Origin of the sequence: Pseudomonas sp. p99-361 (assembly GCF_003935475.1) — a bacterium.
GTDB classification, from domain to species: Bacteria; Pseudomonadota; Gammaproteobacteria; order Pseudomonadales; family Pseudomonadaceae; genus Aquipseudomonas; species Aquipseudomonas juntendi.
The window spans coordinates 13367-25449 of record NZ_RHQO01000039.1 but is presented as its reverse complement, the minus strand read 5'-3'; the positions used below and the strand labels follow the sequence as shown (position 1 = coordinate 25449).

10 protein-coding genes are annotated in these 12083 nt (G+C 62.9%); 5 read left to right on the top strand and 5 right to left on the bottom strand.

Going from position 1 to position 12083, the window contains the following annotated elements:
• Positions 1 to 55 precede the first annotated feature (55 nt).
• The 5 genes from EGJ22_RS17215 to EGJ22_RS26175 form a co-directional block, all read right to left on the bottom strand.
• A complete protein-coding gene (locus EGJ22_RS17215) occupies positions 56 to 661 on the bottom strand; it encodes a DUF6708 domain-containing protein (RefSeq protein WP_220464608.1) in 606 nt (201 codons plus the stop codon).
• Positions 662 to 825: 164 nt separating this feature from the next.
• Positions 826 to 4005 carry a T6SS effector BTH_I2691 family protein gene (locus EGJ22_RS17210; protein ID WP_029887478.1) on the bottom strand — a complete coding sequence of 1060 codons (3180 nt, stop codon included), beginning with the start codon at positions 4003 to 4005 and terminating at the stop codon, positions 826 to 828.
• Positions 4002 to 4961: a hypothetical protein gene (locus EGJ22_RS17205; RefSeq protein ID WP_029887477.1), complete on the bottom strand. Its 960-nt coding sequence runs from the start codon at positions 4959 to 4961 to the stop codon at positions 4002 to 4004. The genes EGJ22_RS17210 and EGJ22_RS17205 overlap by 4 nt, the downstream gene beginning before the upstream one ends.
• Positions 4962 to 5126: 165 nt before the next feature.
• A complete protein-coding gene (locus EGJ22_RS17200; protein WP_029887476.1) occupies positions 5127 to 6032 on the bottom strand; it encodes a LysR family transcriptional regulator in 906 nt (301 codons plus the stop codon).
• 185 nt (positions 6033 to 6217) lie between these two features.
• Positions 6218 to 6385, bottom strand: a complete 168-nt coding sequence (locus EGJ22_RS26175; protein WP_009683150.1) for a DUF6026 family protein — start codon at positions 6383 to 6385, stop codon at positions 6218 to 6220.
• Positions 6386 to 6586: 201 nt separating this feature from the next.
• On the opposite strand from EGJ22_RS26175, the gene gnd reads away from it, so the two are divergent.
• The 5 genes from gnd to EGJ22_RS17175 all read left to right on the top strand — a co-directional run bounded on the left by gnd (position 6587) and on the right by EGJ22_RS17175 (position 12067).
• Entirely contained in the window at positions 6587 to 7570 is a 984-nt protein-coding gene (gnd, locus tag EGJ22_RS17195) for a phosphogluconate dehydrogenase (NAD(+)-dependent, decarboxylating) (RefSeq protein WP_029887475.1), read from the top strand.
• Positions 7567 to 9072, top strand: coding sequence for a glucose-6-phosphate dehydrogenase (gene zwf, locus EGJ22_RS17190; RefSeq protein WP_009683147.1), 1506 nt, complete (start codon positions 7567 to 7569; stop codon positions 9070 to 9072). The genes gnd and zwf overlap by 4 nt, the downstream gene beginning before the upstream one ends.
• A 141-nt stretch (positions 9073 to 9213) precedes the next feature.
• Complete coding sequence (locus EGJ22_RS17185) at positions 9214 to 11010, top strand: glycoside hydrolase family 15 protein (RefSeq protein WP_029887474.1); 1797 nt, start codon at positions 9214 to 9216, stop codon at positions 11008 to 11010.
• Between the two features lie 80 nt (positions 11011 to 11090).
• Positions 11091 to 11447 (top strand): VOC family protein, encoded by a 357-nt coding sequence (locus EGJ22_RS17180; RefSeq protein WP_029887473.1) that lies wholly within the window; start codon positions 11091 to 11093, stop codon positions 11445 to 11447.
• Positions 11447 to 12067, top strand: a complete 621-nt coding sequence (locus tag EGJ22_RS17175) for a TetR/AcrR family transcriptional regulator (RefSeq protein ID WP_009683144.1) — start codon at positions 11447 to 11449, stop codon at positions 12065 to 12067. The genes EGJ22_RS17180 and EGJ22_RS17175 overlap by 1 nt, the downstream gene beginning before the upstream one ends.
• Positions 12068 to 12083: the final 16 nt, after the last annotated feature.

Here is a 12083-nt window from a genome sequence, read left to right as displayed (position 1 = left end):
CGGCTGCCTGGGGTGGAACAGGTTCTTCGCCCGGTGAATTGAGCATCGGGTGACTTCAAGGGGCTGTTCTTGACTCCAGGTCCATTTCGGCTGGCCATTCCACTTTAGGGGCCAGGCGCAAGGCGAACTCACACCAGAGTACGTCGTTGTGATCCTTCGGCTCCCCAGGTGGGGGTAAGGCGCTGGGGCCATGCTGCATGTAAGTGCAGATGTAAGCCCATGCATGCTGATCCGCCCCCATGGTACTTAGGGGAAACCGGTCGATGACGTTGTTCGTTCCGGGTGCGACGATGGACAGCACCACCCCACATTTGAAACTGGGCGCACCGCTTCCCGGCAGGCCACGCTGAAACCAGCGCTCGGCGCGCACTTGCGACCAGTCGTAGCAGACAGTCTCGACTTTCCAGGTTCCGAAAGGCTTCCACCAACAATATTTGAAGTTGTAGGCATAGATTTTTTTTCGTTTTCGGTTGAAACGAATGGGTTCGTCGCGGGGGGGAGATAGACTGATTCGAATGAAAAAAACGGATCCCCATACTCCGCTGACTAATGAAAAAATGCTAATAATTAGGAACTCAAAGTCAAATTGTTCGAGAGTTTTTATTGTCTCAATGGGTAAGTAGGCAGTGAAGAAAATAACGGGCAGTGAAATTATGGCCATTAATTCCCTGGCTCCGCTGATAGCTCTAGCTATTTCAAGGTAGATTGAATCTTGGTGGTTTGGGGGTTGGTAACCTAAGCCAGGTATACTTGTGCAGGGAGCATCGGGTAGGGGAAGGTCTTCCTTCCAACCAGCACAAGGAGGATTCAGTAGCGGCCGGGGCATTAGAAGATACTCCAGGTGGAATCAATTTTATTCTCGAGTGTTATCACTTTTGCATGGTTCGATTTATCGTGTCTGTTGGGCCAATAGGCAAGAGTCAACTCTATCCCCTCTATATTATGATTGTCCAAAAGGGGAAGTGAGCCAGTGATGCGAATGGTTCTGTCGAGGGCTTTGAAGATAAAGTGTTTATCGAGACTCGCAGGCTCAGCGAGGACACCTTCTGAAGCTCTTGAGTTGTATTCGATTCTCCCAGTATCAGAGTTATAAGCGGCGATGCAACATGGTTGACCAACGCGTGATGGGATTATTACAAGATGCCATTCGTACTGCGTCAATTCGGAGGTCGGGTTCGGCAGACTGAGATCTACGTCTAGATAGAAGCCCGCCGCAACAGCGTTTCCGTCATTAAGCATCCCTCCTGCTGAATATGGCGTATTTGCGGTGTGGGAGGAATGAAATCTCGTTTCGATCGACACGTAAGCGTGTAGACCAATGACTGCTGCATTGAATGCGCTAACAGCGTTGTCGAGGTCTTTGTCTTCGATCCAGCGTCGATGGCCCTCTGGCTTTCCCCATTTACTGTGTCGTGTCCACAGCTCTAACAATGAAGACTCATGGTCTTTGGCGTTTATCGCCAGTGCGTAGGCCGCCAGTCCAAGTAAAACAACAGTGCCTAGCGCGATGAGAAGAGAGGTCTTCAATACGGCGCTAACAATGCCAGCGCCAGCAGAGAGTACTGATGCTGCGGCTGCGTGCTTGTATGAGAGGCTCGCTAACTCATCACCCTCACGGCCAGTTCGAAGGCCGGCATTCCAGTACTGCACGGCATCCATAACACCAGCCATCGCCGCGATGCCGCCGCCGTACCGCGCAATACTGATGCCCAAACCCGCCGTTAGTATCTGCCCAGGGCGCTGTGTACGTGCGAATACCTGCGCAACAACCAGTCCTGCGGCCTCAACACTGGCACCTAGCACCCCCAGCGATGAAGACCAGACCGCCGCCTGCGCCTCGGGGTTGTGCTGATGGGTCTGCTGTAACGCCCGGTAATTTCTGCGCAGGCTGTCCTGCTGAAACCACAGCCCGCCCAGCGCAAGCAGCAGGCCGACGCTGCCCGTACCGGTCGCCGCATCCCGCAGGCTACGCATTGCATCGCTGGCCACGCTTTGCGCCGCCATCGAACTGATCTGCAGCCCGGCAGACACCTGTGCCTTTACCGAGGCTGCACCGATCGCCACATTGCGCACCAGCGCGCCGAAACCTTCGGCCGTCGACGTTTTCAGCTGGACCAACCGTGCCTGTAATTGCTCGGCGCCCTCGAAGGTCCACAGCACCACGTCGATCATCTGGTTGCGGTTACCGACCGCGGCGATATTGATTGCGCCGCTCAGCACCATGGCGCGGACCTTGCGCCCCACGGGGTCGCGGAACTGCTGGTCGACCTGCTGCAGAAATGCATCGGTACGGATTTGCAGGGCCTCGTCGAGCACGCTCAGGTACTCGCCGACAGTCAATGAAACGCGCAGCGGGGTTACGTGCTGCCCGGCATACAGCGCGAAAGCCGCCCGGTGCACATGGCCGACCAGGGTGCGGCTGCGTTCGCTGAGGTGCTGGGCGAGCGTATTCCCTGCGCTGGTGGTCGCGGCCAGCAGTTGACCGATGGCATCCTGCAGCGGCTTGACCATCAGCAACTGGCCCTCGGGAGTGCCAGCGATGGCTTTGATGATGTCGTAGACCTTGCCGAAGTCGTCGCCTGCCAAGCCGCCGATCACGTGCTGCAGCAGCGTCTGGTTCCTGGCCATCAGCGCCTGGTACAACAAGCTGTGCTCGTCTTCCAGCAGGTGCTGCCAGACGAGCTGCGTCATACCCAGCGGCTGACCTTCCTCGGGCATCAGTTCGCTAGGGCCCCCGGCCAGGCAGTCGGCCATCATCTGGATGAAGTACTCGACCGAGACCGGGTCGGCAGCGTCGTAGTCGAAGCGACCGATCTGGTGAAACGCCGGCTGGGCGTAGTGCAGCGCGTACAGCTGGCCAACCTGGTCGATCATCGACTGCCAGTGGTTCAGTTCACGGTCGTAGCCAGCCTGGAACGCCGCGCGGGCGCTTTCGTCGTAGCGCGCTTGCAAGCGGTCCCGGGCCTGCTCCTGGTTGCGGGCGGTGTTGCGGCGGGTCTGCCTTGCGATATCCACTGGCGGCAGGTGCGCCTTGATGCCGACGGGGCTGTCGTTCCACTGTTCGACCTGGCGTGCCTCACGCTCAGCTGCCTCGGCGCCCTTTGCGGCTGCCGTGGCCGCGTGCAGTTGCTGGATGCCCAGCAACGCCTGGGAGGTGAAGTACTCGAAGTGCCGCTGTGGCTGCGCGCGCCATGCCTGCATGGCCTGGACCCAACCTGTGCGCTGGGCGTTCAGTTCCACCACCATGCCGACGGGGTCGGGCAAGGTCAGCGCCAGCACACCGTTTGGCAATTGTTCCCGGGCAATGACGGTACGCAGATAGTTGTGGGTTTCGGACCACCGACCCAAACGGCTGTAGAAGCCGTGAGCACTCGTGAACCGGGCCGATGAAAAGGTGGAGAACTCGAGCACGCCCTCCATGCCGAAGCGGAAACTGTCGGTCATGGCGATGCCGAGGCTGGCGGGGTCGTTGCGTGCACGGTGCAGGTCGACTTCAACGAAGCGGGCGAGGGTGGCTGGGTCTGACTGGGCGATGCCTTTGCGGTAGCGGTCGAGCACGGTGCGCGGCCACGGATCGTTGGCGAAGGCAACCCAAGCGGTGCGGTACAGCGACGTGTCGATATTGATGAACGAGGCGATGACGTCATGGCCTGCGGTGGCACACCATTTGGGCAATGGCCTGGGCGGCCCCAGCGGCATCTGCGATACCGGAAACCGCTGCAAGGTGGCATCGGCCGCCACTGCGTAGGCCTGCCAGGTGGCCTGGTCGAGCAGTACGTAAACGTAGCCCTGGCGCAACAGTCGGAGCTGGTCGGTGTGCATCGGGTGGTAGGTGATTTCGCTGTCACTGGCCCAGCGAAACAGGTGCCCGGCATCGGGGCGCGGGGCATAGGCCTCGCGCAGCAGCAGGATGGGCAGGCCAATACGCCCGCAGGCGTTGCAGCCGCCGTGGCTGTTGGGGATTTCTTCCTGCATGGCGGCATGGATGGTTGCACTGATGCTCATGAGTAGCCTCCTGCCTGCGGCAGGTCGGCAACGATGCGTGCCCAGGCACTGTCGCCGTAGCGGGCGAAGCAGGCGGCCAGGCGTTGCTGGCCAGCCACCGCCTGTGCCACGTCGCGCTGGATGGTCGGGTGCTGCAGCAGCAAGGGGTGGACCATGAGCAGGTGCAGGCACATGCACTGGATATCGCCACGGTCGCGCAGGCCCTGCTTGAAGGCCCTGATCATCAGGTTCATGACATGGACGGGCGCGTTGGCCGGCAAGCCGGATGAGCCTGGGCATTGGCCACGGGTGGCGCCAGTTTGCGCGGTCGCCAGGCGATGCCAGGCACTGAGCAACTGAATGATCTGTGGCGCGACGTTCTGGGTTGCGCGGACTTCCCGGGTGATGCACAGCTCGCCAGCCGGCGATGGCCGTTCGAGCACCGTGCAACTGCCGCAACCATCGGGATGCAGCCAGCTACGAATCGGCCCGAGTACTGCGCCAGCATTGTTCAGGGTGACGCGCAGCAACGTCAGCCTCACGGGTTCGTACCAGGCCGTGATGCCATGCGGGGCGGGCTGATGCAGCACATGGCACTGCTGGCTGATATGCCGGGCAATGGCTTCGGCGGGTTGATCGCTGAGCAGCCAGGCACACACGTAGTGCCAGGTGGCCGTAGCCTCTCGGGCGGCGTATGTTGCGCTCAATGCGGCCAGCGCGCCGCATGCCTGGCCGGGGCGGGCCAGCCGCACCAGCGCAGGCCAGCGTTCAGGGGCCTGCACCAGGCCGCTGCTGTCGATGCGCGTTACGGCGTCACTGCCCAGCGCCTCGGCTAGCATGGCGATGTCCAGCGGGTGCCCGCCCGGGCAGCCAGCGAAGGGGGCCAGCAGCAGGTAAAAGGCTTCATCGGGGTGGCGGTGCCGGTGCGCGAAGTCATCCACCGACTGCTGGTAGCCGCGTGCGGCTTGGCTCGACATGAGAAGTTCCTTTTCTTCTGGATGGCGAGCGCGAATCTAGCGAGGAATCGCTTCAGTGGGCAGTTACTGGAGTCTTAGCGGGCTGTAAGAATTTTCTTTTTTTTGAATCAGGCCGCACCGTGCCGCCGGCACCCCTTGGCCTGCCCGGCGCTGGGCGACCGCCGTTCAGGCCCTGGGCGGCTCTGCCTCGAAGCACTGGCGCATGACGTCCAGATAACGGCGGGCGCCCAGGCCCAAGGGGCGTGCCTTGAGCCAGATGATGTCCACCCACAAGCGCAAGCGGCTGGCCATGTTGTCGAAGCGCACTTCGGCCAGCGCGCCGGATGCAATCAGCGGTTCCACCAGGGGTTGTGGCAGGTATGCCCAACCCAGCCCGGACTGCACCAGATCCAGGGTGGCCAGGTAGCTGTCGGTCAGCCAGATGCGCCGCGACAGCACCATGCGCGGGTCTGAGCCGGTGGGCTTGCCCGAAGCCACGATGATTTGCCGTTGCTCGGCGAAGGCTTCTTCGGGCAGCGGCGTGCCGCTGTTCTGCCCGGCCGGATGGCGCGGCGAGGCCACCGCAACCAGCAGCTGGCTACCGGCTTCGAGGAATGACTCGCGCTCATCGATGCCTGGCCGCTCGAACACCAGTGCCAGTTGCACGCTGCCTTCGTGCAGCAGGCGAATGGCCTCGGTCTGGGTGGCCGAGCGCACTTCCACTTCCAGGCTGGGAAACGCCTGGGCGAGGGTTTCCAGTGGCTGGCTCCAGCGCCCGGTCTGCAGTTCGGGCGCCATGGCGATGGTCAGGCGTTTCTCCAGGCCCTTGTGCAATTGCAGGGCCTGGGCGTCGAGCAGGTTGAGCTGGCAGATCACTTGCCTGGCTTGAGGCTCCAGGGCCAGGGCGGCGCTCGTGGGCAGGGCCTTGCGCGTTGCCCGGTCGAACAGCGGCAGGTCCAGTTCGGCCTCGAGTTGTGCGATTGCCATGCTAACCGCGGACGGCACCCGCCCCAGCTTGCGGGCGGCGGCGGAGAAAGAGCCGGCATCCAGCACTGCGAGGAAGATTGCCAGGGAGTCGCTGGAGAAGGCCATGTTCGCTGAACCTGATGTGGAGGCGTTGATAGCCGATGGTACTGGATGGGGTGGCTGGTGGAGGGTTCGAGTTTTTCGAGGCCTGAAATCGCGCGCCTTGAAGGCGAACCCTTCACAATTCAACTTTTACCGCGGGGCAGGGCTGCAGCGTGGGAGCGCAGGACTCCCACCGAGGGCGGGGGGGATCAGAGGTCGATGGCTTTTGCAGCGATGCGTGCCTGGTCCAGCAACACGTTCAGCTCGGCGACCTGTTGGCGCAGTTGGTCACGTTCGTCTTTGAGTTTACGCAGCTCATCACGGCGCACGGAGACATAGAGGGTCTGGGTTGGGGTTGCAGGCATCAAGGTACCCATGAGCACACCTCGCGGTTTTGGCTGGTGACAATTCAAAGCGTAGACGCTTCTGGCGGGCGCATTTTGAATTCTTTCACAAGCCTTGGGAACTTTTTTGTTTATCGTGGTCTTGCCGTTCGTCGCTGAACCCTCGGGCGGCATGCTGGACTAACCTGAACAGCTGGACTGTTGTCATCTATTTCGAAAGGGGAGCATCGGCTCATGCAACTGGGAATCGTCGGGCTGGGCCGCATGGGCGGCAATATCGCAAGGCGCCTGATGCGCGCTGGCCACCGCACCGTGGTGCACGACCGCAACCGCGAGGCGGTTACCGGCCTTGAAGGCGAGGGCGCCCAGGGCGCACACGACCTTGGCGCGCTGGTGCAAAAACTGAAAGCGCCACGCGCGGTATGGGTGATGCTGCCGGCTGGCGAGCCGACCGAGCAGACCATCGCACAACTGGCCGAGCTGCTGGAGCCGGGCGATGCCATCATCGACGGCGGCAACACCTTCTACAAGGACGACATGCGCCGCGCCGCCGAGCTGGCCAAGCGTGGCCTGCATTACCTGGACGTAGGTACCTCTGGCGGGGTATGGGGCCTGGACCGCGGCTACTGCATGATGATCGGTGGCGAGAAGGACGTGTTCGAGCGCCTGGAACCGCTGTTCAAGGCGTTGGCACCGGGTGTAGGCGACATTCCGCGCACCCATGGCCGCAGCGGCGAACACCAGCGCGCCGAGCATGGTTATATCCACGCTGGCCCACCGGGCGCCGGCCACTACGTGAAAATGGTGCACAACGGCATCGAATACGGCCTGATGCAGGCCTATGCCGAAGGCTTCGACCTGCTGCGCAGCAAAGGCGGCAACGAACTGCCGGAAGACCAGCGCTTCGACCTCGATGTGGCCGAAATCGCCGAGGTATGGCGCCGGGGCAGTGTGGTCACCTCGTGGCTGCTCGACCTCACCGCCGACGCGCTGGTGGCCGACCCGCAACTGTCGCAGTTCAGTGGCTCGGTATCCGACAGTGGCGAGGGCCGCTGGACCATCGATGCCGCCGTGGAGCAGGCAGTGCCGGTACCGGTCCTGTCCAGCGCATTGTTTGCCCGTTTCCGCTCGCGTCAGCAGCAGGGCACCTACGGTGACAAAGTGCTCTCGGCCATGCGCCTGGGCTTCGGTGGCCATGTCGAGAAAAAAGACGAATGACTAAAAAGAGCACTCCGGCCGCCCCCCCCTGCACGCTGTTTCTGTTCGGCGCCAATGGCGACCTGGTCAAGCGCTTGCTCATGCCTGCGCTGTACAACCTCAGCCGCGACGGTTTGCTCGACCGCAACCTGCGCATCGTTGGCGTTGACCACAACCCTGCCACGGCCGAGGAGTTTGCCGCACGCCTGCATGCGTTCATGGCCGAGCGGGACAAGGGCGGCGAAGGCGCCGCCCAGTGCCTGGACGAAAAACTCTGGGCGCGGCTGGCCAAGCGCCTGGACTACCAGACGGGCGATTTCCTCGACCCGGCCACTTACCAGGCCCTGGGCAAGCGCATCGACAAGACCAGCCACGGCAACGCCATCTTTTACCTGGCCACCTCGCCGCGTTTCTTCCCTGAAGTGGCCCAGCGCCTTGGCGAGGCCGGCTTGCTCGACGAGTCTGCCGGCGGCTTTCGCCGGGTCGTGGTGGAGAAGCCGTTCGGCACCGACCTGGCCAGTGCCGAGGCGTTGAACGCCTGCCTGCTGAAGGTGATGGGCGAGCGGCAGATCTACCGTATTGACCACTACTTGGGCAAAGAAACGGTGCAGAACATTCTGGTCAGCCGGTTCTCCAATGGGTTGTTCGAGTCGTTCTGGAACAACCACTACATCGACCATGTGCAGATCACCGCCGCGGAAACCGTCGGTGTCGAGACGCGGGGTGGCTTCTACGACGCCACCGGCGCCTTGCGCGACATGGTGCCCAACCACCTGTTCCAGCTGCTGGCCATGGTTGCCATGGAACCGCCGGCAGCGTTCGGCGCCGACGCCGTGCGCGGCGAAAAGGCCAAGGTGATCGGCGCCATCCGCCCGTGGTCGGCGAAGATGGCGCTGAAGCATTCCGTGCGGGGCCAGTACAGCGCCGGCAAGCAGGGGCGCAAGCACCTGCCCGGCTACCGCGAGGAGGCCAATGTCGCGCCCGACAGCCAGACCGAAACCTACGTGGCGCTGAAGGTGATGATCGATAACTGGCGCTGGGCGGGGGTGCCGTTCTACTTGCGTACCGGCAAGCGCATGAGCGTGCGTGACACCGAGATTGCCATCTGTTTCAAGCCGGCACCGTACGCGCAGTTCCGCGAGTCGGAGCTGGAGCGGCCCAAACCCAACTACCTGAAAATCCAGATTCAGCCCAACGAAGGCATGTGGTTCGACCTGCAGGCCAAGCGCCCCGGGCCGGAGTTGGTAATGGAGAACGTCGAGCTGGGCTTTGCCTACAAGGACTTCTTCAAGATGACCCCGGCGACCGGCTACGAGACCTTGATCTATGACTGCCTGACCGGTGACCAGACCTTGTTCCAGCGGGCCGACAACATTGAGAACGGCTGGCGTGCCGTGCAGCCGTTCCTCGACGCCTGGGCCCAGGGGGGCGAGGTGCACGAGTATCCGGCGGGTGAAGATGGCCCCGAGGCGGGCAATGACCTGCTGAGCCGGGACAAGCGGGAATGGCACCGATTGGGGTAACAGGTTTTTCGACGTGTGCCGGCCGCTTCGCGAGTGCCCCCCCCTCTGACAGGTGCTGCACAACCCCTTGGGCGGCGCGGCCCTGTGGGGCGGGTTGACAAGCGAAAGGGCCAGCACAGGCAACCACTTTAAGGAAACGCGATGCCCGCCCACATAGAAGATTACGCCCTGTTGGGCAATTGCCGCAGCGCCGCCCTGGTCAGCCGGGATGGCTCGCTCGACTGGCTATGCCTGCCACGCTTCGACGCCCCGGCGGTGTTCGCCGCCTTGCTGGGCAACGAAGAAAACGGCCGCTGGCGCCTGGCCCCTTGCGACCCGGTCGAGCACTGCAGCCGGCAGTACCTGAACGATACCCTGGTGCTGGAAACCACGTGGGTCACCGCCACTGGCCGTGCCCGCGTTCTCGATTTCATGCCGCTGGGTGACGTGAACGCCGTGGTGCGCATCGTCGAAGGCCTCTCGGGCGAAACCAATTTCGAAATGGACCTGGTCATGCGCTTCGACTACGGGCGCAGCGTGCCATGGGTCGAACGCCTGGACCCGCTCACCCTCAGCGCGGTGGCCGGCCCCGACCGCCTGATCCTGTGCAGCACCGTACCGCCCCATGCCCGCGACCACCACACCGGCGCGCGCTTTCGCGTGGCGGCCGGCCAGCGCCAGGTGTTCAGCCTGCGCCACCAGCCCTCGCACCTGCCGGTGCAGCCCGGCTGCGATGCCGACGCGGCCCTGGCCCATACCTGCGAGCACTGGCAGGCGTTCGCCGACCGCTGCCCTCAGGTAGGCCCCTACAGCGCACTGGTCCGTCGCTCGTTACTCACCCTGAAAGCCATGACGTATGCCCCCACTGGCGGCATCGTTGCGGCCGTCACCACGTCGTTGCCGGAACAACTCGGCGGCGAGCGCAACTGGGATTACCGTTTCTGCTGGCTGCGTGACGCCACCATGACCTTGCTGGCATTCATGAACCTGGGCTATTTCGACGAGGCCCAGGCCTGGCGCGAATGGCTGCTGCGCTCGGTGGCCGGCAACCCCGAACAGATGCAGATCATGTACGGCCTGGGTGGCGAGCGCGACCTGCAGGAATACACCTTGCCCTGGTTGCCGGGGTACGAGCACTCGCAACCGGTGCGGGTGGGCAATGCCGCGTCGGCCCAGGCGCAGCTGGATATCTATGGCGAACTGGCCGATGCCATGAGCCAGGCAATCAAGGGCGGCTTGCCGCGCCATCCGCGTAGCGCCGCCATCTCTCGGCTGATCCTGCCCTATGTGGAGCGTATCTGGCGCGAGCCGGACGAAGGTATCTGGGAGGTGCGCGGCGGCCGCCAGCAGTTCGTGCACTCCAAGGTGATGGCCTGGGTGGCGTTCGACCGCGCTGCCGGCTTGGCAGACACCACCGAAGAAGGCCGTGAGCATGGCCAGCATTACCGCCAGGTGGCCGACCAGATCCGCCGTGAAGTGTGTGAGCAAGGGCTCGACAGCAGCGGCAGTTTCTTCGTTCAGGCCTATGGTTCGCACGAGATGGACGCCAGCCTGCTGCAGATCGCCCTGACCGGCTTCCTGCCTGCCGATGACCCGCGCTTTCTGCGCACGCTGGAACAGATCGAGCAACGCTTGCTGAAAAACGGGTTGCTGATGCGCTACGACAGTGACAGTGCCGGGGATGGCCTGGCCCCGGGCGAAGGTACGTTCCTGGTGTGCTCGTTCTGGCTGGCCGACGTCTACATCCTGCTGGGCCGGATAGCGCAAGCGCAGGCGTTGTACGAGCGTTTGACCGGCCTGTGCAACGACGTGGGCCTGCTGGCAGAGCAATACGACCCGGCCTGCCAGCGCATGCTTGGCAACTACCCGCAGGCGTTCAGCCATATCGGCATCATCAACACCGCCCTGAACCTCCAGCAGGCCCGCTGCCCGGCCCGCGACCGGGCCAGTTGCGGTTGAGCCGGCTGCACCGAATTTGTGCACGCTCCGGCAAGCGAGCGGGGTAGACTAGGTCAAATCTCATTCGGCAAGGAGCGTCCATGGGTATCCGCGGTTCGGATCGGCAGATCGACAACATCGAGTTCAATGTCAGCGATATCGCACGCAGCAAGGCGTTCTATGGGCATGTTTTCGGCTGGCGCTTTACCGACTACGGGCCAACCTACAGCGAATTCAGCGACGGCCGCCTGACGGGCGGCTTTACCACGGGGGAGCCGGTGCGCCCTGGGGGGCCGCTGATCATCCTTTACGCCGATGACCTGCAAGCCACGCAGCAGCGCGTGACCGCGGCGGGGGGCAGTATCAGCCGCGCGACCTTTGCCTTCCCCGGTGGGCGGCGTTTCCATTTCATTGACCCGGACGGTTATGAACTGGCGGTGTGGACGGCTCAAGCCTGATGGCCAATCACAAGATCGAAATTCGCCGGCGCAACGTTGGCAAGATCCTGCACGCGGCGGAAAAGGTGTTCGCCGAAAAAGGCTACGGCGCGACCTCCATGGGCGATATCGCCGAGCAGGCCGAACTGCCGCGTTCCAACCTGCATTACTACTTCAGCACCAAGGACGATCTGTTCCGTGCGGTGCTGCAGGACCTGCTGGATGTGTGGAAGCAGGACGCGCTGTGTTTCGAGAATTTCGACGACCCACGGGTGGTGCTGACCAGCTACATCCGCGCGAAAATGGGGCATTCGCGGTCACGGCCGCTAGGCTCGAAGATCTGGGCCGAGGAAATGCTGCATGGGGCACCGGTGCTGGGGGGCAACCTGGATGACAGCCTGGTGCCGTGGGCAAAGCTGAAGGAGGCGAAGATCCGCCGATGGGTGGAGGAGGGGCGGATTCTGCCGGTCGAGCCCTCGGCGCTGCTGTACATGATCTGGGCCTCGACCCAGCATTACGCCGACTTCGGTTACCAGGTGCAGTTGCTCAACGGCGGCGATGAACTGTCGGACCTGGCGTTCGAAAGTGCGGTGCAAACGGTGACCAGTGTGATCCTGCGGGGGATTGGCCTGGAGCCGTGACCGGCCATGCCTGCCG

Excerpts from the sequence above, each read along its gene's own strand:
- EGJ22_RS17215 (WP_220464608.1), bottom strand. The coding sequence starts at position 661 with ATGGCCATAATTTCACTGCCCGTTATTTTCTTCACTGCCTACTTACCC.
- EGJ22_RS17210 (WP_029887478.1), bottom strand. The coding sequence starts at position 4,005 with ATGAGCATCAGTGCAACCATCCATGCCGCCATGCAGGAAGAAATCCCC.
- EGJ22_RS17205 (WP_029887477.1), bottom strand. The coding sequence starts at position 4,961 with ATGTCGAGCCAAGCCGCACGCGGCTACCAGCAGTCGGTGGATGACTTC.
- EGJ22_RS17200 (WP_029887476.1), bottom strand. The coding sequence starts at position 6,032 with ATGGCCTTCTCCAGCGACTCCCTGGCAATCTTCCTCGCAGTGCTGGAT.
- EGJ22_RS26175 (WP_009683150.1), bottom strand. The coding sequence starts at position 6,385 with ATGGGTACCTTGATGCCTGCAACCCCAACCCAGACCCTCTATGTCTCC.
- gnd (WP_029887475.1), top strand. The coding sequence starts at position 6,587 with ATGCAACTGGGAATCGTCGGGCTGGGCCGCATGGGCGGCAATATCGCA.
- zwf (WP_009683147.1), top strand. The coding sequence starts at position 7,567 with ATGACTAAAAAGAGCACTCCGGCCGCCCCCCCCTGCACGCTGTTTCTG.
- EGJ22_RS17185 (WP_029887474.1), top strand. The coding sequence starts at position 9,214 with ATGCCCGCCCACATAGAAGATTACGCCCTGTTGGGCAATTGCCGCAGC.
- EGJ22_RS17180 (WP_029887473.1), top strand. The coding sequence starts at position 11,091 with ATGGGTATCCGCGGTTCGGATCGGCAGATCGACAACATCGAGTTCAAT.
- EGJ22_RS17175 (WP_009683144.1), top strand. The coding sequence starts at position 11,447 with ATGGCCAATCACAAGATCGAAATTCGCCGGCGCAACGTTGGCAAGATC.